This is a genomic window from Burkholderia sp. PvR073 (genome assembly GCF_054055695.1).
In genome coordinates, this window is sequence record NZ_JBSRXO010000025.1 from 1 (window position 1) to 21,576 (window position 21,576).

General features: G+C 67.4%; 18 protein-coding genes, 1 tRNA gene and 1 pseudogene. 9 read left to right on the top strand and 11 right to left on the bottom strand.

Annotated elements, in window-relative coordinates; translation table 11 throughout:
• The 4 genes and pseudogenes from ACVK00_RS34060 to recA all read right to left on the bottom strand — a co-directional run.
• A pseudogene (locus ACVK00_RS34060) lies at nt 1-68 on the bottom strand (ATP-grasp domain-containing protein); the annotation flags it as partial.
• A gap of 68 nt (nt 69-136) precedes the next feature.
• Entirely contained in the window at nt 137-745 is a 609-nt protein-coding gene (locus ACVK00_RS34065; protein WP_006755513.1) for a DUF2889 domain-containing protein, read from the bottom strand.
• 145 nt (nt 746-890) lie between these two features.
• A complete protein-coding gene (recX, locus tag ACVK00_RS34070) occupies nt 891-1,760 on the bottom strand; it encodes a recombination regulator RecX (protein ID WP_284894759.1) in 870 nt (289 codons plus the stop codon).
• Nucleotides 1,760-2,839, bottom strand: a complete 1,080-nt coding sequence (recA, locus tag ACVK00_RS34075) for a recombinase RecA (RefSeq protein WP_284894758.1) — start codon at nt 2,837-2,839, stop codon at nt 1,760-1,762. The genes recX and recA overlap by 1 nt, the downstream gene beginning before the upstream one ends.
• Before the next feature lie 187 nt (nt 2,840-3,026).
• Here recA and ACVK00_RS34080 point away from each other — a divergent pair, with 187 nt between their 5' ends.
• From ACVK00_RS34080 to ACVK00_RS34095, 4 genes are all read left to right on the top strand, one after another.
• The gene (locus tag ACVK00_RS34080) at nt 3,027-3,755 is read left to right on the top strand and encodes a response regulator transcription factor (RefSeq protein ID WP_012364629.1); all 729 of its coding nucleotides are present in this window, start codon (nt 3,027-3,029) and stop codon (nt 3,753-3,755) included.
• 16 nt (nt 3,756-3,771) lie between these two features.
• On the top strand, nt 3,772-5,331 hold the full coding sequence (locus ACVK00_RS34085; protein ID WP_284894757.1) for a sensor histidine kinase: 1,560 nt from the start codon (nt 3,772-3,774) through the stop codon (nt 5,329-5,331).
• 229 nt (nt 5,332-5,560) lie between these two features.
• On the top strand, nt 5,561-7,219 hold the full coding sequence (locus tag ACVK00_RS34090) for an MFS transporter (RefSeq protein ID WP_228905562.1): 1,659 nt from the start codon (nt 5,561-5,563) through the stop codon (nt 7,217-7,219).
• A gap of 118 nt (nt 7,220-7,337) precedes the next feature.
• A tRNA-Met gene (locus tag ACVK00_RS34095) sits at nt 7,338-7,414 on the top strand.
• A gap of 98 nt (nt 7,415-7,512) precedes the next feature.
• Here ACVK00_RS34095 and ACVK00_RS34100 read toward each other — a convergent pair.
• The gene (locus ACVK00_RS34100; protein ID WP_105784989.1) at nt 7,513-8,484 is read right to left on the bottom strand and encodes a LysR family transcriptional regulator; all 972 of its coding nucleotides are present in this window, start codon (nt 8,482-8,484) and stop codon (nt 7,513-7,515) included.
• A gap of 198 nt (nt 8,485-8,682) precedes the next feature.
• Nucleotides 8,683-9,651, bottom strand: coding sequence for a GlxA family transcriptional regulator (locus tag ACVK00_RS34105; RefSeq protein WP_284894756.1), 969 nt, complete (start codon nt 9,649-9,651; stop codon nt 8,683-8,685).
• A gap of 114 nt (nt 9,652-9,765) precedes the next feature.
• Here ACVK00_RS34105 and ACVK00_RS34110 point away from each other — a divergent pair, with 114 nt between their 5' ends.
• Both ACVK00_RS34110 and ACVK00_RS34115 read left to right on the top strand, forming a co-directional pair.
• On the top strand, nt 9,766-10,449 hold the full coding sequence (locus ACVK00_RS34110) for a DJ-1/PfpI family protein (protein WP_284894755.1): 684 nt from the start codon (nt 9,766-9,768) through the stop codon (nt 10,447-10,449).
• Nucleotides 10,450-10,531: 82 nt separating this feature from the next.
• A complete protein-coding gene (locus ACVK00_RS34115; protein WP_284894754.1) occupies nt 10,532-10,843 on the top strand; it encodes a cupin domain-containing protein in 312 nt (103 codons plus the stop codon).
• A gap of 43 nt (nt 10,844-10,886) precedes the next feature.
• Here ACVK00_RS34115 and ACVK00_RS34120 read toward each other — a convergent pair whose 3' ends face one another.
• The 4 genes from ACVK00_RS34120 to ACVK00_RS34135 form a co-directional block, all read right to left on the bottom strand.
• Nucleotides 10,887-11,171, bottom strand: coding sequence for a PAAR domain-containing protein (locus ACVK00_RS34120; RefSeq protein ID WP_284894752.1), 285 nt, complete (start codon nt 11,169-11,171; stop codon nt 10,887-10,889).
• 127 nt (nt 11,172-11,298) lie between these two features.
• Nucleotides 11,299-12,501, bottom strand: coding sequence for a porin (locus tag ACVK00_RS34125; RefSeq protein WP_228905579.1), 1,203 nt, complete (start codon nt 12,499-12,501; stop codon nt 11,299-11,301).
• Nucleotides 12,502-12,614: 113 nt separating this feature from the next.
• On the bottom strand, nt 12,615-14,087 hold the full coding sequence (locus tag ACVK00_RS34130) for an amidase (protein WP_284894750.1): 1,473 nt from the start codon (nt 14,085-14,087) through the stop codon (nt 12,615-12,617).
• A gap of 32 nt (nt 14,088-14,119) precedes the next feature.
• A complete protein-coding gene (locus ACVK00_RS34135; protein WP_284894748.1) occupies nt 14,120-15,436 on the bottom strand; it encodes an MFS transporter in 1,317 nt (438 codons plus the stop codon).
• 210 nt (nt 15,437-15,646) lie between these two features.
• Here ACVK00_RS34135 and ACVK00_RS34140 point away from each other — a divergent pair, with 210 nt between their 5' ends.
• From ACVK00_RS34140 to ACVK00_RS34150, 3 genes are all read left to right on the top strand, one after another.
• Complete coding sequence (locus ACVK00_RS34140) at nt 15,647-16,564, top strand: LysR substrate-binding domain-containing protein (RefSeq protein ID WP_354122861.1); 918 nt, start codon at nt 15,647-15,649, stop codon at nt 16,562-16,564.
• Between the two features lie 291 nt (nt 16,565-16,855).
• The gene (locus ACVK00_RS34145; protein WP_228905586.1) at nt 16,856-17,743 is read left to right on the top strand and encodes a LysR family transcriptional regulator; all 888 of its coding nucleotides are present in this window, start codon (nt 16,856-16,858) and stop codon (nt 17,741-17,743) included.
• Between the two features lie 244 nt (nt 17,744-17,987).
• Nucleotides 17,988-21,095 (top strand): biosynthetic peptidoglycan transglycosylase, encoded by a 3,108-nt coding sequence (locus ACVK00_RS34150; protein WP_284894745.1) that lies wholly within the window; start codon nt 17,988-17,990, stop codon nt 21,093-21,095.
• Between the two features lie 34 nt (nt 21,096-21,129).
• On the opposite strand, the gene ACVK00_RS34155 is transcribed toward ACVK00_RS34150, so the two are convergent.
• Nucleotides 21,130-21,477 carry a GFA family protein gene (locus ACVK00_RS34155; protein WP_228905591.1) on the bottom strand — a complete coding sequence of 116 codons (348 nt, stop codon included), beginning with the start codon at nt 21,475-21,477 and terminating at the stop codon, nt 21,130-21,132.
• Between the last annotated feature and the right edge of the window lie 99 nt (nt 21,478-21,576).

A 21,576-nucleotide genomic window follows, 5' to 3' on the forward strand; every position in this document is an offset into this window, starting at 1 on the left:
TTGCCGCGCGGTACCGCGACTCCGAATTTCCGCAGGATTTCCTTACCCTGGTACTCGTGAATCTTCATGCGTGATTCCCTTCAGTCTGAGAGTTGGATGAAAAGTCGCTTAAGACGCTTCTTCGAATGATTTCCGTTCATTCCTTCGTGCTGCCTTCACCGGGCACGTCCGGCCGGCTCGCGCCATACCAGCGCGGGTAGTACTGCCGCACGACCTCGCCGTCGAACCGCAACGCCCGGCAGCGGCCGAGCTGGAAAGGCGCTTCGTCGTGCGCGCCGCCATGATCCGGCCCTTCGCCACCTTCCTCGCGCACGTTCCACACATCGCCGGCGAACGCCTGGATCGCTGCCGTCGGCAGCACGGCGCACAGTTCGGTGAGATGGGAACAGCCTGCGACGCCGGCGAGCAGCCGGTTCGCGTTGCGGCGGAAATTGCGGAAGAGATTGAGCCCGATGAGGGCCCGATAGGCGGGAGAGGCGGATTGACAGTGACCGGGATAGGGAACCCATTCCGAAGACGCTTCGGCGTCGACGACGTTGAGATCACGATCGATAGTCACGCGCAGCCAGAGTTCGTGGATCGGCAGGCCCTGGGGCCGGATGCCCGACGCAAGCGCGACATCGCGCGGCTTGTGGTCGGTCAGGCAGGCTTCGATGTCCCACAAGCCGTCGCCGCGCTCGTAGGCTTCCGCTCGGATTGCGCGTCGATGTCGCAACTGACGGGGCACGGGCTCGGATAGCGGCATGCTGGAGGTTGAGGCCGAAGAGGAAAACCCGTGGATTTTAGCATATCGGGTATTTGAGGCAGCCGGCCGCGACGGCGGGTATTCCCGCCTGTCCGGAAACGGTTGCATTGCAGCAAAATCGCGCGCAGCGCGCGTGACGAGCCGGTCAGTCGTCGACCAGGAAATCGTCGCCGACCTTCAGCAACTTCACGATGATCCCGCTCGAGAAGCCGCGCGCGGCAAGGAAGCGCGCCTGCTTCGCGCGCTCGGCCGGCGTTTGCGGCAGTGCACCGAATTTCTTGCGCCAGACGGCCTGCGCACGTGTCCATTCGGTCTCGCGCAACTGCGCGTTGACTTCCTCGACGAGCGTGTCGCCGACCGCGTGACGCTTCAGTTCGCTGACGATGCGCGCGGCGCCGACGCGCGACGCGCGGCGATGCACGAGGCTCTCGGCAAAGCGCGCGTCGGATAGCCAGCCTTCCTTTTCCAGCGCATCGAGCACCGGCTCGACGGATTCGTCTTCGCCGACGTACGGCGCAAGCTTGCGCGCGAGTTCCGCACGGCTGTATTCGCGCCTGGACAGATAACCGAGCGCGCGGCCCTTCAGCGAACGCGGCGGCTTCGACGACTTGCGCTGGCTGGCGCCCGGATCGTCGCCGGCAGACGTGCTTGAAGACGCGCCGGACGCCCGGCGGGTGCGGCGCGGATGCTGGCTGCTACGCGTATAGACGTCTTCCCTGGCCGGCGCCGACGCAGCGGCTGCGCGCTCGCCGGGGAAGCTGACACCGGAAACACGACGGCGGGAGCGGTCGTGCGCGTCGAACGATTCGTCGTCGTCGAACGGATCGTCCGGCGCGGCAATCTCAAACGAAACGAGGGCATCGTCGGATGCCCTCGTCGCGGTGCGGTTCGCGGCGTTGCCGCCTGCGACCGGCCGGTCGGCACCCGAGGATCCGGCTCGCCGACCGGAGCGACCCGCCGTTTCGGGCACGTCGCTCTCCTCCGGCTTGCCTGCCTGACCTCGGCGCCCGACCATCACTCTTCTTCGTCCATCGCCTCGGCTTCGTCCTGGACCGCAGCCGCACCTTCAGGCATGGTGACCACGCCGAGCGATTCGCGGATACGGTTCTCGATCTCGCGCGCGATTTCCGGATTCTCGCGCAGGAATTCACGCGCGTTGTCCTTGCCCTGACCGATCTTCTCGCCGTTGTAGCTGTACCAGGCACCCGCCTTGTCGACGATCTTCGCCTGCACGCCGAGATCGATGATCTCGCCCTGACGCGAAATGCCTTCGCCATACAGGATGTCGAAGATCGCTTCGCGGAACGGCGGCGACACCTTGTTCTTGACGACCTTCACGCGGGTTTCGTTGCCGATCACCTCGTCGTTCTTCTTGATCGAGCCGATCCGGCGGATGTCGAGACGCACCGACGAATAGAACTTCAGCGCGTTGCCGCCCGTCGTGGTTTCCGGGTTGCCGAACATCACGCCGATCTTCATCCGGATCTGGTTGATGAAGATCACGAGGCAGTTCGTGCGCTTGATCGTGCCCGTCAGCTTGCGCAGTGCCTGCGACATCAGGCGGGCCTGCAGGCCCGGCAACGAATCGCCCATCTCGCCTTCGATTTCGGCCTTCGGCACGAGCGCCGCGACCGAGTCGATGACGATCATGTCGATCGAGCCCGAGCGCACCAGCGCGTCGGTGATTTCGAGCGCCTGCTCGCCGGTGTCCGGCTGCGAGATCAGCAGTTCCGGCACGTTCACGCCGAGCTTCGCTGCATATTGAACGTCGAGCGCGTGCTCCGCGTCGATGAACGCCGCCGTGCCGCCCAGCTTCTGCAGCTCGGCGACGACCTGCAGCGTCAGCGTGGTTTTACCCGACGATTCCGGACCGTAGATCTCGACCACCCGGCCGCGCGGCAGGCCGCCGACGCCGAGCGCGATATCGAGACCGAGCGAGCCCGTGGACACGACCTGGATGTTCTCGGCCACGTCGCCGTCGCCCATGCGCATGATCGAGCCCTTGCCGAACTGCTTCTCGATCTGTGCGAGTGCGGCCGCCAGCGCCTTGCTCTTCTCGGCGGTCATCCCGGAGCCCTTCTTGCTATCTTCCATGAATCGTCCTTTGCTATGATGAGCAGCGTCTGTAAGAGGCGCGCCCGCTTTCAAGCGCCGCCCATGAATGCAGACACTGTATAAAAAAACAGTGTTTTGTGCAAGCTCGCAATGCAGAGCGTTGTACACGAATAACTTCGGAGACAGCCGCGCCGGCGCGAATGCACGCCGGCCATCGGTCAGCACCATGCGAATTCTCATCGCCGAAGACGACAGCATACTCGCGGACGGCCTCACCCGGTCACTCCGCCAATCGGGCTATGCGGTCGACCACGTGAAGAGCGGCGTCGACGCCGATACGGCGCTGTCGATGCAGACATTCGACCTGCTGATCCTCGATCTCGGGCTGCCGAAAATGTCCGGGCTCGACGTGCTCAAGCGCCTGCGCGCCCGCAATTCCAACCTCCCCGTGCTGATCCTGACCGCCGCCGACAGCGTCGACGAACGCGTGAAGGGGCTCGACCTCGGCGCCGACGATTACATGGCCAAGCCGTTCGCGCTCAACGAGCTCGAGGCGCGCGTGCGCGCGCTGACCCGGCGCGGCGCGGGCGGCGGCCCGACCGTCGTGCGCCACGGCTCGCTCGCGTTCGACCAGGTCGGCCGCATCGCGTATGCGAACGATCACGTGCTCGATCTCTCCGCGCGCGAGCTCGGCCTGCTCGAGGTGCTGCTGCAGCGGATCGGCCGGCTCGTGTCGAAGGAGCAGCTCGTCGATCATCTGTGCGAATGGGGCGAGGAAGTCAGCAACAACGCGATCGAAGTCTACGTGCACCGGCTGCGCAAGAAGATCGAACCGAGCGGCGTGCGGATCTCGACCGTGCGCGGCCTCGGCTATTGCCTCGAGAAGGTCGCGCCTGCCGCGCCGGCCGACACGGCAGCGCCCCAGCCCGCGGTGGCCGGCACGCCGCTGCGCTGAAGCCGGGCGCGCCGCGATGGCCACCCCGGCCCATTCCCGCCACCCGAGCGGCACGCCGGCGTCGGCCGCCGACGAGGCACGCGACGCGCGCTACGAGAACCCGTTCGCGCCGCCCGACGAAACCGATGCGCCCGAGGCGCCGCGCCCGCGCTCGCTGTTCGGCGAAATCCTCGACTGGATGCTCGCGCCGCTGCTGCTGCTGTGGCCGATGAGCATCGCCGTCACCTATCTCGTCGCGAAGACGATCGCGAACGGCCCGTTCGACCGCGCGCTCGAGACCAACGCATACGTGCTCGCGCGGCAGATCCATCCGGTCAACGGCGTCGCCGAGTTGACGCTGCCGCAGCAGACGCGCGACTTCCTGCGCGCGGACAACGTCGACAGCGTGTACTTCCAGGTGCTCGGCACGCGCGGCGAGCTGGTCGCGGGCGAGGCCGACATGCCGCTGCCGCGCGACGAGGACCGCCCGCCGCCGGGCGTCGTCGTGTTCCGCGACGACCTGTTGCGCGGCAACGACGTGCGCGTCGCGTATACGACTGTCGCACTGCCGGAGCCGAGCGGCGCGCAGCCGGTGCCCGTGCTCGTGCAGGTCGGCGAAACGCTCGACAAGCGCAACGCACTCGCGAACGACATCATCAAGGGCGTGATCCTGCCGCAGTTCGTGATCCTGCCGCTCGCGATCCTGCTCGTCTGGTTCGGGCTGTCGCGCGGGCTCGCGCCGCTCAATGCGCTGCAGGCGCACATCCGCGCGCGGCGGCCGGACGACCTGTCGCCCGTCGAGGCGCAGCGCGCGCCGCCCGAGATCGAGCCGCTCGTCACGTCGTTCAACGACCTGCTCGCGCGGCTCGAGCAGAACATGGCGTTGCAAAAACGCTTCATCGCCGACGCCGCGCACCAGATGAAGACGCCGCTCGCGGGGCTGCGCACGCAGGCCGAATTCGCGTTGCGCCATCCCGTGCCGCCCGACGTGCAGCGCTCGCTCGAACAGATCGCGACGAGTTCCGAGCAGGCCGCGCGGCTCGTCACGCAACTGCTCGCGCTCGCGCGCGCCGAGAACCGCGCGAGCGGGCTGACGTTCGAGCCGGTCGAAATCGGCACGCTGGCGCGCCGCACGGTGCGCGACTGGGTGCAGGCCGCGCTCGCGAAGCGCATGGACCTCGGTTACGAAGGCCCGGAGGACGACGCGCCGCTCGACGTCGACGGCAATCCCGTGATGCTGCGCGAGATGCTCGGCAACCTGGTCGACAACGCGATCCGCTACACGCCCGAAGGCGGCCGCATCACCGTGCGCGTGCGGGCCGAGCAGGCGGCGCGGCGCGTGCATCTCGAAGTCGAGGACACCGGGCCCGGCATCCCGGCCGCCGAACGCGACCGCGTGGTCGAGCGCTTCTACCGGATTCTCGGCCGCGAAGGCGACGGCAGCGGCCTCGGGCTCGCGATCGTGCGCGAGATCGCGACGCAGCACGGCGGCACGCTGACGCTCGACGATCATGTCTATCAGCACGCGCCGCGCCTCGCCGGCACGCTCGTGCGCATCAGCCTGCCGCTGTCGGAGCCCGCCGCGGATCCATCCTGACACGCGCGAGCCTCCACCGCGCGCCACGCCGCGATCGCATCTAAATCGACGCTTTACCGCCCGTTTGCAACCCGATCGAGGGGTGAAGCGGCCGATTCGGCGCGGGTTAACGCGCAGTCGTTTTGTGCCCGGCAGTCAGTGCGCCGTAAGTTTCCGTGCCAATAATCGTCGACAGGCCCGCCCACCCAAGGCGGCCGCATATCTATATCAAGGGACTTGGAGACGATTCATGGCAACCTTAGGCGGGCAAATTTCGCACTCGCCGATGACGGCCGAAGAAAAGAAGGTGATCTTCGCGTCGTCGCTCGGCACTGTGTTCGAGTGGTACGACTTTTACCTGGCCGGGTCACTCGCGGCCTACATCAGCAAGAGCTTCTTCTCCGGGGTCAATCCGACCGCCGCCTTCATCTTCACGCTGCTCGGCTTCGCGGCCGGCTTCGCCGTGCGGCCGTTCGGCGCGATCGTATTCGGCCGGCTCGGCGACCTCGTCGGCCGCAAGCACACGTTCCTCGTGACGATCGTGATCATGGGCATCTCGACCTTCGTGGTCGGCTTCCTGCCCGGCTACACGACGATCGGCATCGCGGCGCCCGTGATCTTCATCGCGATGCGGCTGCTGCAGGGCCTCGCGCTCGGCGGCGAGTACGGCGGCGCGGCGACCTACGTCGCCGAGCATGCGCCGGCGAACCGGCGCGGCTTCTACACCGCGTGGATCCAGACGACCGCGACGCTCGGCCTGTTCCTGTCGCTGCTCGTGATCCTCGGCGTGCGCACGCTCATCGGCGAGGAATCGTTCGGCAGCTGGGGCTGGCGCGTACCGTTCGTCGCGTCGATCCTGCTGCTCGCGGTGTCGGTGTGGATCCGGTTGCAGCTGAACGAATCGCCGGTGTTCCTGCGCATCAAGGCCGAGGGCAAGACGTCGAAGGCGCCGCTGACCGAAGCGTTCGGCCAGTGGAAGAACCTGAAGATCGTGATCATCGCGCTCGTCGGCCTGACCGCCGGCCAGGCCGTGGTCTGGTACACGGGCCAGTTCTACGCGCTGTTCTTCCTCACGCAGACGCTGAAGGTTGACGGTGCCAGCGCGAACATCCTGATCGCGATCGCCCTCCTGATCGGCACGCCGTTCTTCCTGTTCTTCGGCTCGCTGTCGGACCGGATCGGCCGCAAGCCGATCATCCTCGCCGGCTGCCTGATCGCGGCGCTCACCTACTTCCCGCTGTTCAAGGCGCTCACGCACTACGCGAACCCGCAGCTCGAACTCGCGACGCAGAAGGCACCGATCTCGGTCATCGCCGATCCGGCCACCTGCTCGTTCCAGTTCAACCCGGTGGGCACGTCGAAGTTCACGAGCTCGTGCGACATCGTGAAGAGCGCGCTCGCGAAGGCCGGCCTGAACTACGAGAACGTCGCGGCGCCGGCAGGCTCGACCGCCCAGATCAAGGTGGGCGACACGGTGATCCCGGCCTATGACGGCAAGGCGGCCGATGCGAAGGCGCAGGGCGCGGCGTTCGACAAGACGCTCGCGTCGACGCTGAAGGGCGCCGGCTATCCGGCCAAGGCCGACCCGGCGCAGCTCAACTGGCCGATGACGATCGTGATACTGACGATCCTCGTGATCTATGTGACGATGGTCTACGGCCCGATCGCCGCGATGCTGGTCGAGATGTTCCCGACGCGGATCCGCTACACGTCGATGTCGCTGCCCTATCACATCGGCAACGGCTGGTTCGGCGGCTTCCTGCCGGCGACCGCGTTCGCGATCGTCGCGGCGAAGGGCAACATCTATTCGGGGCTCTGGTATCCGATCGTGATCGCGCTGGGCACGTTCGTGATCGGTCTGCTGTTCGTCAAGGAGACGAAGGACTCGAACATCTACGCGCAGGATTGATGAGGTCGGGCAGGCGGGGGGCACCCCGCCTGCAACCCGGGCCGCCGGCAACTTTTTTCAGGGAAGATGAAAAAAGGTGTTGACAGCCCGGCGGCACATCTGCATAATTCAATTCTTCGGCGAATTAGCTCAGTCGGTTAGAGCGACGGAATCATAATCCGCAGGTCCGGGGTTCGAATCCCTGATTCGCCACCAAATGCGAAAAGCCGCTGTTCCGCAAGGAACAGCGGCTTTTTTCATTGCTTCATCCGGCACACGCAGCGTCGCCCGTCCTTCTGGCCACGCGCGCGGCGCTACGCCACCACCGATCCGCGCTCCTCCACGGCATCCGCACGCACCTTCCCGCGCCAGTTCTCGCCGCCCTCCAGCGCCGGCGTCGACTCGAACAGTTCCGCCAGCCAGTCCGCGAACACACGCACCTTCTGCGACAGATGCCGGTTGTGCGGATACACGATCGAGATCGGCTTGGGCTTCGGATTGCAGTCGGGCAGCACCTCGACCAGCGAGCCGTCGCGCAGGTTCGGCAGCACCATGAACAGCGTCGGCTGGATCATCCCGAACCCTTCGAGCCCGCACGTCACGTACGCATCCGAATCGTTCACGGTGACACTGCCGTTCATCCGCACCTCGAGCGGCTTGCCGTCGATCATGAACACCCACGGAATCGCCCGCGCGCCGTGGCTCGCGCGGAAATTGACCGCATGATGGTCGGCCAGGTCGGCGATCTCCTGCGGCTCGCCGTGACGCGCCAGATAGTCGGGCGACGCGCAGGTCACGCGCTTGAGCATCCCGATCCGCCGCGCGACCATCGACGAATCCTCGAGCGGCCCGACCCGGATCATGCAGTCGATGCCCTCCTCGACCGGATCCACGTAGCGGTCCGACAAGCCGAGGTCGAGCGTGATGTCCGGATAGCGCTGCCGGAAGATCGACAGCGCCGGCAACACGACGCGCCGCCCGAGCGAGCTCGGCATGTGCACGCGCAGCACGCCGCTCGGCTTGCGGTTGCCGCTCTGGAAACTCGCGTCGGCCTCCGCGATCTCCGAGATGATCTTCATGCAATGCTCGTAGTACGCGGCGCCCTCCGGCGTCAGCGACAGCCGGCGCGTCGTCCGGTGCATCAGCCGCACGCCGAGCAGCGCCTCGAGATTCTGGATGATGGTCGTGACCGACGCGCGCGGCATCGCGAGCGTGTCGGCCGCGCGCGTAAAGCTGTTCGCGTCGACCACGCGGGTGAAAACTTCCATTGCCTGGATGCGGTCCATGCTGCGCCCCCCCTTCGAATCGCCAACAGGACAGAATAGAGCGCGCAACGGGCGCGGCACAAGCCCCGTCCATTGTTCTCCACTTCTGAATAGTCAACGCGCTTCGGACTGGAAAGTAACCGGCTTTCGTTCAGTTCGACACGACGATCGTTCCATCCCCGGCTGCCGCGGGCCGACCGCCCGCGGCACGCCCGCGCGTTACCGCACGAACCGCTCGCGATAGCCCTGCGGCGACACGCCGAGCACGCGCACGAAACTGCGCCGCAGCGTCTCTTCCGAACCGAAGCCGCACCGCGTGGCGATCCGCTTGACGGGCCACGCGGTTTCGCCGAGCAAACGCTGCGCGGCCTCGACGCGAATCTGTTCGACCGCGCGCGCGGGCGTGCGGCCGGTCCCCGTGCGGTAGTGGCGCACGAAGCTGCGCTCGCTCATGCTGACGCGCTCGGCGAGCGCGGGCACCGACAGGTCGGCCGTCAGGTGCTCGGCGATCCATGCATGCAGTTCGCCGAAGCGGTCGTCGGTACGCTGCATCGACAGCATCGCGCTGAACTGTGCCTGCCCGCCCGGCCGCTTCAGGAACACGACGAGTTCGCGCGCGGCGTCGAGCGCGACCGCCCGCCCGAGATCCTCCTCGACGAGCGCGAGCGCGAGATCGATGCCGGCCGTCACGCCGGCGGACGTCCACAGCGCGCCTTCGCGGATGAAGATCGGATCGGGTTCGACGCGCACGTTCGGGTAGCGCGCCGCGAATTCGTCGCAGCGCGCCCAGTGCGTGACCGCACGCCGCCCGTCGAGCAGGCCGGCCTCGGCGAGCAGGAACGCACCGGTGCAGACCGACGCGACACGTCGCGCGCGCTGCGCCTGCTGCCGGACCCAGCGCACCATCCGCGCATCCTGCGACGCGGCGCGCACGCCCTTGCCGCCGGCCACGATCACCGTATCCGGCCGTCCGCCGGAGCGCAGCGAATCGGCCATCACGACGAGGCCGGACGACGTCTCGAGCGGCCCGGCCTCGGCGGCGACGACGCGCGGCGCATACGGCGCGGGCTGACCCCGTTCCTCGGCGAGTTCGTTGACGGACGCGAACACCTGCAGCGGCCCGCTCACGTCGAGCAACTGCGCACGAGGGAACGCGAGAATCAGGATCGAGCGCGGCGCGGTAGACATAGCGATTGGCTGAAAACGTGGGTGATATGGCAATTTCGCCAAACACTACGCGCCTAGAATCGATCTGTCCATCGTGCGCCGGTCGCGGCGCCCCCTTCCCCACGGAGTGTTCGCATGACCCTGCATATCGGCCTTCTCGTGTTTCCGGGCGTCCAGCAACTCGATCTCACCGGTCCGCACGACGTGCTCGCCTCGCTGCCCGACGCGACTGTCCACCTGGTCTGGAAATCGCGCGACACCGTCGCGTCGAGCAGCGGCCTCGCGCTCACGCCGACCTGCACGTTCGACGACTGCCCGCCGCTCGACGTGATCTGCGTGCCCGGCGGAATCGGAATCAACAACCTGCTGCTCGATGCGGAAACGATCGCGTTCGTGCAGCAGCGCGCGGCCACCGCGCGCTACGTGACGTCGGTCTGCACGGGCGCGCTGCTGCTCGGCGTGGCCGGCCTGCTGCGCGGACGCCGCGCGACGACGCACTGGGCGTTTCACGGGCTGCTCGAGCCGCTCGGTGCGGTGCCCGTTCACGAGCGCGTGGTGCGCGACGGCAACCTGATCACCGGCGGCGGCGTGACGGCCGGCATCGACTTCGCATTGACGATCGCCGCCGAACTCGTTGGCGACGAAGAGGCGCAGTCGATCCAGCTGGCGCTCGAATACGCGCCGGCGCCGCCGTTCGACGCGGGCTCGCCGGATACGGCACCCGCGTCGGTCCTGAAGCGCGTGACCGAGCGCTCGGCGGCAGCGCTGGAGAAGCGCAAGCAGACGATCGACGCGGCCTTGCGCGCGATGTCGCGCTGATCCCGAGCACACTGAATCCGGCGGGCAAGCGACGCGACCACGCCGCCCGCCCTGCGCGGCATCCACACTCACGGACCTATCGATGAACATCATCCGCAGCACCGCGTTCACCGCCGAACGCCCATGGGGCGCGCTGGACATCGCGAACCTGAACGGCGTCACGGTCCGCCTGCACTGGACCGATCAGCCGTACCGGTGGCATGTGAACGACGGAGAGGAAGTTTTCGCGGTGCTCGACGGCCGTGTCGAGATGCGCTACCGGGAAGCGGGCATCGAGCACGCGACGGTGCTCGAAACGGGAGACGTATTCCACGCGACGATCGGCACCGAACACGTCGCGCACCCGCTCGGCGAAGCACGCATCCTGGTGATCGAGACCGAAGGCAGCGTCTGACGACGGGCAGCCCGCGGCGGGCGTCGCACCGATTCGACGGGCATCAGCCCGAGACGGTGCCCGTGCTCTGCGACGGGATCAGCTTCGGCTGCGGCGTGCACTGGCACTGGCACAGGTCGTGTTCGAGCGCGACGACCTTGCCCATCACGGTCATCGTCCGCTCGCCGCCGTCGGACACGATCACGCCCTGGGTCTGGCACGCGGCGCAGAACACGGGCGCGCCGAGATAGGCGAGCTCGCGGCCGTCGAACGACGAATTGGCGATGCCGTCGAGCACGACGCCGCCATGGTCGGTCGTGTCGCCCTTCAGAATGAATTTGCGGCTCATGGTTCGGCTCTCCCTCGGAAACGCCGCGCGGCACGGCGTCGGGCCGCGTCCGGGCAGTCGGTATCCGCCCGTCGGTCGCGGGCGTTTCGCGAGGATATCACCGCGCGCTCGAGCGCCGCCGTGCGGATCAGAACTTGTGCCGCATGCCGACCCGCGCCAGGAACTGCCGGTCGTTCGCGGATGCACCCGGCCCGTTGATCGCCGCGACTGCCAAGTGCCCCGTCGAGTCGGTGCCCGATGCGCGCTGATAGACGGCGCTCACGTAGACGTCGGTGCGCTTCGACAGGAAATAGTCGAGCCCCGCCGCGACCTGGTGATACGTCGCGCCGTCGCGGCCGTTCACGCCGCCGCCCCGCGTGTAGTCGTACGCCACGCCGCCGAACAGGTAAGGCATGAACTGATAGCGCACGCTCGCCTCCGCGTTGTTGAACACCGCGTTGCCGGCCACGCCGCCCGGGTTCGGCCCGGACGACAGGTCGCCGAGCTGGCGGAACGACGTGTTCGTATACATCGCGCCGAGCGTCATCGCGCCGATCGCATAGGTGCCGCCCACCGCCGCGACCTGCAGCGTGCGCGCGGATGCATAGCCGGAATACACCGGCGACAGCATGTTGTTGCCTGGCACGCCGCCCACGGTCGGCGCGGGGCTGCCGGTCGTGCCGAAGAACGACACGTTCGGGTTGCGCGCATTGAGGTAGCCGGCCGCCACCGCGAGCGGCCCGCGCGTGTAGCCGACTGTTGCCGACCACACCTGGTTGCGCGTCGCCGCGCCCGCGATGCCGCCCACCCCATACATCGCCGCGAAGCGGACCCCGCCGTAGTCGTTGCTCGTGAACTTGATCGCGTTGTTGGTCGAGTTCGCGTTGTTCACGTTGTCGAGGTCGCCGGGGTGCGCGACCATGTAGCCGCCGAACAGCGCGGCGGCCTCGAGCGGCCCGAGGAAGTCGACGTTGGTGTCGTACTGCCGCCCGAGCGTGACGGTGCCGAACGGCCCCGACAGCCCGACGAACGCCTTCTTGCCGAAGATCAGCCCGCCCTGCCCGAGCTTGCCGGTGCTCGGATCGAAACCGTTCTCGAGCGTGAAGACCGCCGCCAGCCCGCCGCCGAGATCCTCGCTGCCGCGCAGCCCCCAGCGGCTCGCCTGCTGCACGCCGCCCAGCATCCGCAGCGCGGGCTTGCCGCTCACCGCGCCGTTCGGGCCGGGCGTCGCGATGTTGCTCGCATAGGTCAGCCCTTCATCGATAATGCCGTACAGCGTGACGCTGCTCTGGGCGTGCGCCGCACCCGCGATCAGCGCGACACCCGCGCCGGCCAACAGCTTCTTCTTCATCGAACGATCTCCAGTGCGCGGGTCGGATGGCGACACACGGGCGCACGCCCCCCGCAGGCGCGCGGCCTGCTCCGGTGCAAACCGGAACGGTCGGGGTCAGTCGGGAAAGGCGGTCAGCGCAGTGCGTCGGCAACAACCGGCGGCGGCGTCCAGCGCCGGCCGGCCGCGACTTCGTACGCATGGCCGAACTGCAGCACGCCCCAGTCGTCGCGGTAGCCGCCGACGATCTGCATGCCGATCGGCAGGCCGGCCTCGGAAAATCCGCACGGGACCGACAGGATCGGCGCCTCGGTCGACGACAGCAGCCAGCACACGCGCATCCAGTCGATGTAGGTCGTGTTCTCGACGCCGAGCACATCGGCGGGCGCACGCAGCGCAGCATCGAACGGCATCACCTGCGTCGTCGGCAGCACGTAGAACGCGTAGCGCTGCATGAACGCGCGCATCCGCTCGAACAGGCGCGTCTTGCGCACGAACAGGCGGCCGAGATCCGCGGCGGCGAGCGAACGATGCAGCCGGTATTCGTCGCGGAGTTCGGGTTTCAGCGCCGCGCGCTGCCGCTCGTCGAAGCCGTCCAGCAGCGTGCCGATCATCCACGCGCGCTCGATCCGGAACAGGTCTTCGGCTTCGGCGAGATCGGGATCGTCGAATTCGACTTCGCAGCCGAGCGACGCGAACACGCGCGCCTGCGCATCGACCGTGCGCCGGATCTCGGGATCGACCGGCACGCCGGGCAAGCCGCGCGACATCGCGATGCGCGTGCCGCGGAAATCGCGTTCGAGCGGCTGCGCGAAGCGCGCGCCCGGCTCCGCGATTTCGGTCGCGGTTTCGCCGCTCGGCCCGGCGATCGCGGACAGCAGCAGTGCCGTGTCGGCGACATCGCGCGCCATCGGCCCGTCGACGCCGAGCGTCGCCCAACCGTTCAGGTCCGGCGCGCGCGGCACGCGCCCGGGCGACGGCCGCAGCCCGACGACGTTGTTCCACGCGGCCGGATTGCGCAGCGAACCGCCCATGTCGCTGCCGCACGCGAGCGGATTCATCCCGCATGCGAGCGCCACGGCCGCGCCGCCGCTGCTGCCGCCGGCGGAGCGCGTCAGGTCCCACGGGTTGCGCGTCGCGCCGAACACCTCGTTGAACGTATGCGAGCCGGCGCCGAATTCCGGCGTATTCGACTTGCCGATCATCAGCGCGCCGGCGCTCGCGCAGCGCCGCACGATCAGCGCGTCGTGCTGCGGGACGTGGTCGGCGAACAGCGGCGAACCGAAGGTCGTGCGCACGCCGCGCGTCGCGGTCAGGTCCTTCTGCGACACCGGCAGCCCGTGCAGCGGCCCCTGCCATTCGCCGCGGGCCCAGCACGCGTCGAGCTCGCGTGCGCGGGCGCGCAGCGCATCGGGATCGACGACGGTGACGAGCGCATTCACGCGCGGGTTGACCGTTGCGATGCGCGCGAGATGCGCGTCGAGCAGGTCGCAGGCGCTGATCTGCCGGGACTTCAGCAACTCGAGCATGGTGCGCGCGGGCAGGTCGCACAGATCGCCGGCGGCAACGTCGGCCGGCGACGGCGAAAACGAATCGTGGGTGGTCATGGAATGAATCGAAGAAGAAGGAAATCGGTCGGTCAGTGATCCTGATCGCTTCGGTCCGAGGCGAACGCGAGCGCGACGAGCGACAGCAGGCCGCAGACGATCACGTACCACGCCGGCGCTGCCGGATTGCCGGTCGCCCCGATCAGCCAGGTGACGATGAACTGCGCGAAGCCGCCGAAGATCGACACGCCGCCCGCATACGCGATCGACAGCGCGGTCGCGCGCGTGCTCTTTGGAAACAGCTCCGCGAGGATCACGCCGTTCGCGCCCGCATTGACCGAGTGCAGCGCGGCGAGCAGCATCACGACCGCGTACATCGTCGCGATCGACGGCACCGCGCGGATCAGCCAGAAGCCCGGCAGGATCAGCACGGTCAGCGCCACGCGCGTCCACAGCGCGACGCGCTTGCTGCCGACACGATCCGACAGGCGTCCGCCGATCGGCGCGGCGACGAACATCACCGCACCGGACAGGATCCCGCACCACAGCGCGGTATCCATCGACAGGTGCAGCACCCGGATCGCGTACGTCGACATGTAATAGAGGACGATGAAGTGCGCGGCGGTGCCGCCGACCACGAGGCCGAGCGCGGTCAGCACGGCGCCGCCGTCACGCCGCAGCACGGTGCCCAGCACCGCGGACGAGCGCCGCGCGGCCGCGGCCGACGCGTGCTGTTCGATCGCATTGAAGCGCGCACGCAGATACAGGCCGACTGGCGCGATCAGCACGCCGGCGAGAAACGGCACGCGCCAGCCCCACGATTCGAGCGCGGCCGGTTCGAGGAAATACGACAGCAGGAAGCCGACGAACGAACCGGCCAGTGCCGCCGCGCCCTGGCTCGCGAACTGCCAGCTCGTGTAATAGCCGCGTTCGCCAGGCGGTGCACGCTCGGCGAGCAGCGACGTCGATACGCCGACTTCGCCGCCGGCGGAAAAGCCCTGCAGCAGCCGTGCGAGCACGACCAGCACGGGCGCCGCGACGCCGATCTGCGCGTAGGTCGGCAGGACGCCGATCATCCCGGTGCCGATCGCCATCGTCACGAGCGTGAGGTTCATCGCCGGCACGCGGCCGAAGCGGTCGGCGACCAGCCCGATCACGACGCCGCCGACGGGCCGCGCGATGAAGCCGACGCCGAACGTCGCGACCGACATCAGCAATTGCTGCTGCGCGGACGCGGCCGGGAAAAACAGTTTTCCAAGCAGCACCGCGAAAAAGCTGAACACGGTGAGATCGAAGAATTCGAGGCCGTTGCCGATCGTGATCGCGACGATCAGCTGGCGATTGGACGGGGATGCGGCAACGTCGCCGACATGCCCGCCGAACATGCTGTCCGCTCGGGGCGCCTTCATGAAGGTATGTCTCCGTACTGGTTGTGCGTATCGGGTGCGTGTCTGGTGCGGGGCCGGTTCGACGGCCTGCGCATGCAGTCTAGGCATTCAAAATACGCAGCCCGGAGCGACATTTTTCGATCGTGATAACGCCCGGTTATCGCGCGCTTTGCCGGCGCGATCGCGGTGTAGGATACGAACGTCGCTACTGCCGCCGCGCCCCGCCACGCCGTGAAACACGACCAGCTCCGGGCGCTTGCCGCCATCGCCGAACACGGCAGCCTGCGCGCCGCCGCGCGTGCGATTCATCTGTCCCAGCCCGCGCTCACGAAGGCGATCCGCGAACTCGAGCAGGACCTCGGCGTGCCGCTCGTCACGCGCAACGCGCGCGGTGCGCAGCTCACGCGCTTCGGCCAGGCCGTCTATGCACGCGCGCGGCTGATCCTCGCGGAGATGCAGCACGCGCGCGATGACGTGATCCATCTGTCGGGCGGCAAGGAAGGTGCGCTCGCGTGCGCGCTGACGCCGCTGATGTCGCTCGGCTTCCTGCCAGCCGCGCTCGACGCGTTCCGCCAGCGCATGCCGACGATCCGCCTCGACGTGCGCGAAGGCTTTCTCGACACGGCGCTGCCGCGCCTGCGCGACGGCTCGCTCGACTTCGTGATCGCGATCGTCGATGCGACGCGGCTGTCGCCCGAATTCACGTTCCGGCCGCTCATCGAATCGGAGCTGATCCTGATGACGCGCGCGAGCAATCCGCTGCGCCACTGCACGTCGCTCGCGCAGCTGCAGGATGCGCAGTGGGTGCTCAACACGTCGCCGGAAAGCATCGGCCGGCTGCTGCAGAACGTGTTCGTCGCGCACGGCTACCCGGCACCGCAGCCGATCGTCGAATGCACGTCGTTCAGCGCAGCGTTCTCGCTGTCGGTGCATACCGACAGCGTGTCGTGCGTGCCGAAGCTCTTCATGGAGATCGACTGGATACGCGAGCGGATGGTCACGATCGACGTGAAGGAGACGATTCCGACCGTGTCGGCCGGCGTGCTCACGCGGCGCGATGCGCTGAACACGGTCGCGTGCGACTACCTGATCCACTGCTTCGTCGAAGCCGTGCGCCGGTACGATCCCGCGAAACTGCTGTGGCGATAGTGACCCGTCCTATTCGATTCGAATCGCACTACGAATATCGAACGTCTTTATCAGAAAAATCACGCCTATTTTCGTACGATTACTAAATACAAATCGATTCGTAAGGTTTATATAGGACCAATCCCAAGAATGAAATCCAGCAGGGATATGGCCCCGGAACCCGTTATTCTGAAACCGTTCCAGCGGTCGATCAACACATCATTCCATAATACTTATTCGCCTGAATCGGTCGTTCAAATAAATGAATCGACAGATAGAATCAAACAAACAATTCTATTTCTCGATAAAAAAATGGACGAACTCCTGCCAATGCGGCTATTCATCAAGGTGGCCGAACTTCACAGTTTCGCGCGTGCAGCCACGGAACTGAACATCTCCAACTCGTCGGCCACCCGCCTCGTCATGGGCATCGAGGACCGGCTCGGCGCACGCCTGCTGAACCGCACGACGCGCAGCCTGTCGCTCACCGACGCCGGTCATCTGTATCTCGCGCAGATCCGTCACGTGATCGAGGAAATCGACCGCGTCGAGGAAACGATCGCGTCGATGCATCACGAACCGATCGGATCGCTGAAGATCGCCGCGCCGGTCATGTTCGGCATGCACGTGCTCGCACCGGCGATCGATGCGTTCAAGACGCTGCATCCGGCCATCGTGCCGGAAGTCACGATCGTGGACCGCCATGTCGACCTCGTGTCGGAGGGCTTCGACGTCGGGCTGCTGCTGTCGCAGCGCATCAGCACCAACACGCTGGTGACGCGCCCGCTCACGCGACTCAAGCGAATCGTCTGTGCGGCACCCCGGTATGTCGAAACACACGGCGCACCGACCCATCCGCACGATCTCGCGTCGCACGCGTGCCTGACGTTCCATGCCGATTTCGCGGGCGAATACCTGTCGTTTGATCACGAGCCGACGCGCGTCGCCGTGCGGCCGAATAAATCCGCATCGTCGAACAACATCGGGTTGATCCGGAACTGGGCGTTGTCGGGCATGGGTATCGCGGTCCTGCCCGACTTCCTCGTCGAACCGGATCTCGCCGACGGACGGCTGCTCGCGCTGCTCCCCGACTATCGGCTGGAGGAACTCGAGATGAATATCGCGTACCCGAGCCGGCGGCACTTTCCGCGCAAGACCCGGCTGTTCGTCGATCACCTGGTCGAGTATTTCGTCAGGTGAAAGAAGGGTTCGATCGCGCACCTTTTTTGCATCGACGACGGGCGCCGTCGACCTACCCGCGGTTCGCCGCGAAACCACGCTAGCCGGGCCCCGGGCGGCCACGCCACGGTTCGCGCACGGTGCGGGCACACCTGTTGCGTCGCTGCATCTCAGTAGTGAACCGCTCTTGGCAGCCGGCCGTTGAGGACTACACTAATCCTTAATGAGGTGCGGCCGGAGCCCGTGCCTCCAGGGAGACGCCGCCATGAATCGGCCACTGAATCGCATCCTGCCGCGCGTGACCGGTGGTGCATCGGTCTGGACGTGGATCAAGTGGTCGTTGCTGGCCGCGCTGGTGATCGCCGTCGCGATCATTGCGCGGCTCGTGATGACCGAGATCGCGACGTCGCGCATGCAGGCGCACTACCTGTCCGAACTCACCCGCGACGTCGGCTACACAGTCGAGGCGGGCACGAGCGACCACATCCGCTTCCCTGCCAACGGGCCGTACGACCAGCGCCTGGGTTATTCGATGATTCCCGCGTTCCAGCAACGTCTGCTCGCGCGCGGCTTCGTCGTCGGCAAGCAGGCGCGCGATTCCGACCGGATGCTGTCACTCGCCGATCACGGCCTGTTCCTTCCTTACGAAGAGAAAGACCAGACCGGGCTGATGCTGTTCGACTCGACCGGCTCGCCGCTGTTCGCGACCGTGTTCCCGCAGCGCGTCTACGCCGACTTCGACACGGTGCCGCGCGTGGTCGCCGATTCGCTGATGTTCATCGAGGATCGCTACCTGCTCGACGCGAACCAGCCGAACCGCAATCCGGCGATCGACTGGGGGCGCTTCAGCCGCGCGCTCGCCGACCAGGCGATGCACGTCGTCAACCATCACCAGGCGCGCCCGGGCGGCAGCACGCTCGCGACGCAGATCGAGAAGTTCCGCCATTCGCCCGACGGCCGCACCGCGACGCCGCCGGAGAAGCTGCGCCAGATCGCGTCCGCGTCGATCCTCGCGTACCTGAACGGCCCGCAGACGATGCTCGCGCGCCGCGCGATCCTGGTGCGCTACCTGAACTCGGTGCCGCTCGCCGCGCGGCCGCACGTGGGTGAAATCACCGGTATCGGAGACGGTCTCGCCGCGTGGTACGGCCGCGACTTCAACGACGTGAACCGCATCCTGTCCGCGCCGACGACCGGCGACAACGTCGACGCACAGGGCAAGGCGTTCCGCGAGGTGCTGTCGCTGATCATCGCGCAGCGCGCGCCGTCGTACTTCCTGAATCACGGCTATCCGGCGCTGCAGAAGCTGACCGACAGCTACCTGCGGCTCCTGTCGAACGGCGGCGTGATCTCTCCCGCGCTGCGCGATGCGGCGCTCGCCGCGCAGATCGAGCGCAGCGCGCCACCGGCCGCCGCGCACGTGCAGTCGTTCGTGTCGCGCAAGGCCGTGTCGTCCGCGCGCGCGTCGCTGCTCTCGGCGCTCGGCATCAACGACCTGTACCAGCTCGACCAGTTCGACCTGGAAGCCACCAGCACGCTCGACAACGGCGTGCAGCAGGCGGTCGCCAACCGGCTCGCGCTGGCGTCGACCCGCGCCGGCGCGCAGGCGGCCGGCCTGTACGGCTTCGAGATGCTCGCGCCGAAGGACGACCCGTCTCATCTGACGTACAGCTTCACGCTGTACGAGCATCGCAACGGCGCGAACATGCTGCGCGTGCAGACCGACAGCGTGAACCAGCCGTTCGACGTGAACCGCGGCGGCCGCATCAACCTCGGCTCGACCGCGAAACTGCGCACGCTGATCACCTACCTGCAGATCGTCTCCGAGCTGCACGCGCGCTACGGCAACCTGTCGAACGCACAACTCGCGCACGTGAAGCCCGATCCGATCGACGGGCTGTCGCACTGGGCGCTCGACTACCTGTCGCATACGCGCGACCGCTCGCTGCAGGCGATGCTCGATGCGGCGGTCGAACGCAAGTACTCGGCGAGCCCCGACGTGTTCTACACGGGCGGCGGCGCGCAGGTGTTCTCGAACTTCGAAAAGTCGGACAACGGCCGCATCCTGACGCTGCATACGGCGTTCGAGCATTCGGTCAACCTGGTGTTCGTGCGGCTGATGCGCGACATCGTCCATTACGAAATGCTGAAGGCGGCCGGCCCGTCGACGTCGTGGCTCGGCGATCCGGAGCAGCGCAAGCATTACCTCGAGCAGTTCGTCGACGGCGAAAGCAAGGTTTACGTGAAGCGCTACTACACGCGCTACGCGGGCAAGACGCCCGACGACGCGCTCGCGCTGATGCTGCAGGACGTGCGCAAGTCGCCGCCCAAGATCGCGACGGTGCTGCGCAGCGTCGCGCCGAACGAATCGCTCGTGTGGTTCGCGGCTCACATGCGCGCGCAGCTGAAGGGCACGCCGGCCGCGACGCTGTCGGACGACGATCTCGCCGCGCTCTACGCGAAGTACGCGATCGACCGCTTCAACCTCAACGATCGCGGCTACATCGCGAGCGTCCACCCGCTCGCGCTGTGGACCCTCAATTACCTGCGCGCCCACCCGAACGCGCCGCTCGCCGACGTCCAGCGCGACAGCCGCGATGCGCGCTTCTACACGTACTCGTGGCTGTACAAGACCCGCTACCACGCGACCCAGGACCGCCGCATCCGCCGCATGGTCGAGTTGCGCGCGTACGGGGAAGTCACGAAGGCGTGGCGCGCGCTCGGCTACCCGTTCGCGGAAGTCACGCCGTCGTACGCGGCCGCGATCGGCGCATCGGGCGACCAGCCGGATGCGCTCGCGAAACTGATCGGCCTGATCGCGAACGGTGGCCAGAAGGCACCGACCGAGACGATCACGCGCCTCGACTTCGCGAAGGGCACGCCGTACGAAACGCGCTTCGTACGCGCGGCCGCGCAGCCGCAGCCGGTGCTGTCGCCCGAGATCGTCAACGTGGCGCGCACGCTGCTGCGCGACGTCGTGCAGCACGGCACCGCGCGGCGCCTGGCGGGCGGCTTCACGCTGCCCGACGGCAAGACGCTCGAGGTGTACGGCAAGACCGGGACGGGCGACCAGCGCTTCAATGTCTACGCGCGCGGCGCGCGGCTGATCGAGTCGCGCAAGGTCAACCGCAGCGGCACGTTCGTGTTCGTGCTCGGCGACCGCTTCTTCGGCGTGCTGACGGCGACCGCGCACGAGCCGTACGCGGCGCGCTACGACTTCACGAGCGCGATGGCCGTGCAGTTGCTGAAGTCGATGGCGCCGGCGCTCGCGCCGCTGATCGAGCGCCCGGTCGAAGCCGGCACGCGCACGACGGGCCCCGCGCCGCAGGCGGAAACGCCCACGCCGCAGGCCGCGCCGGTCGAGCCGTCCTGACGGCCGCCCGCGCGCTCACGCGACGACGCGCCGCTCAGTGCGAGCGGCCGTCGAAATGCGTGACGGGCAGCGCGTCGATATCGACATCCTCGAGGCATCGCACGTTGATCGCGGCCATCGCGGTGCCGTTCGGATGCGTACCCTCGCCGAACGCGTGAATCCCGCAGCGCTTGCAGAAGCGATGACGGATCACGTGCTTGTTGAACATGTAGGTCGACAGATTGTCGTCGGGCGTGAGGAGCGTCATGTGGTCGCGCGGCACGAACCACATCAGCGCGCCCTTGCGCCGGCAGATCGAGCAGTTGCAGGCCATCACGCCCTGCAGGTCGCCTTCCGCCTCGAACTTCACGTCGCCGCAGTGGCAGCTTCCGCGATAGAGCATGGTCGTCTCCCGGTGCGGCCCGTGCGCGACGACGGCGCCCGGGCGGGACACCGTTGGCCGGGCCGATCCATGCAGGTACAGTAGCGCGCACATGCGCCG

What these genes read in the sequence shown, in the direction of transcription:
- ACVK00_RS34065 (WP_006755513.1), bottom strand. Translation starts at nt 745, where the DNA reads ATGCCGCTATCCGAGCCCGTGCCCCGTCAGTTGCGACATCGACGCGCA.
- recX (WP_284894759.1), bottom strand. Translation starts at nt 1,760, where the DNA reads ATGGTCGGGCGCCGAGGTCAGGCAGGCAAGCCGGAGGAGAGCGACGTG.
- recA (WP_284894758.1), bottom strand. Translation starts at nt 2,839, where the DNA reads ATGGAAGATAGCAAGAAGGGCTCCGGGATGACCGCCGAGAAGAGCAAG.
- ACVK00_RS34080 (WP_012364629.1), top strand. Translation starts at nt 3,027, where the DNA reads ATGCGAATTCTCATCGCCGAAGACGACAGCATACTCGCGGACGGCCTC.
- ACVK00_RS34085 (WP_284894757.1), top strand. Translation starts at nt 3,772, where the DNA reads ATGGCCACCCCGGCCCATTCCCGCCACCCGAGCGGCACGCCGGCGTCG.
- ACVK00_RS34090 (WP_228905562.1), top strand. Translation starts at nt 5,561, where the DNA reads ATGGCAACCTTAGGCGGGCAAATTTCGCACTCGCCGATGACGGCCGAA.
- ACVK00_RS34100 (WP_105784989.1), bottom strand. Translation starts at nt 8,484, where the DNA reads ATGGACCGCATCCAGGCAATGGAAGTTTTCACCCGCGTGGTCGACGCG.
- ACVK00_RS34105 (WP_284894756.1), bottom strand. Translation starts at nt 9,651, where the DNA reads ATGTCTACCGCGCCGCGCTCGATCCTGATTCTCGCGTTCCCTCGTGCG.
- ACVK00_RS34110 (WP_284894755.1), top strand. Translation starts at nt 9,766, where the DNA reads ATGACCCTGCATATCGGCCTTCTCGTGTTTCCGGGCGTCCAGCAACTC.
- ACVK00_RS34115 (WP_284894754.1), top strand. Translation starts at nt 10,532, where the DNA reads ATGAACATCATCCGCAGCACCGCGTTCACCGCCGAACGCCCATGGGGC.
- ACVK00_RS34120 (WP_284894752.1), bottom strand. Translation starts at nt 11,171, where the DNA reads ATGAGCCGCAAATTCATTCTGAAGGGCGACACGACCGACCATGGCGGC.
- ACVK00_RS34125 (WP_228905579.1), bottom strand. Translation starts at nt 12,501, where the DNA reads ATGAAGAAGAAGCTGTTGGCCGGCGCGGGTGTCGCGCTGATCGCGGGT.
- ACVK00_RS34130 (WP_284894750.1), bottom strand. Translation starts at nt 14,087, where the DNA reads ATGACCACCCACGATTCGTTTTCGCCGTCGCCGGCCGACGTTGCCGCC.
- ACVK00_RS34135 (WP_284894748.1), bottom strand. Translation starts at nt 15,436, where the DNA reads ATGAAGGCGCCCCGAGCGGACAGCATGTTCGGCGGGCATGTCGGCGAC.
- ACVK00_RS34145 (WP_228905586.1), top strand. Translation starts at nt 16,856, where the DNA reads ATGGACGAACTCCTGCCAATGCGGCTATTCATCAAGGTGGCCGAACTT.
- ACVK00_RS34150 (WP_284894745.1), top strand. Translation starts at nt 17,988, where the DNA reads ATGAATCGGCCACTGAATCGCATCCTGCCGCGCGTGACCGGTGGTGCA.
- ACVK00_RS34155 (WP_228905591.1), bottom strand. Translation starts at nt 21,477, where the DNA reads ATGCTCTATCGCGGAAGCTGCCACTGCGGCGACGTGAAGTTCGAGGCG.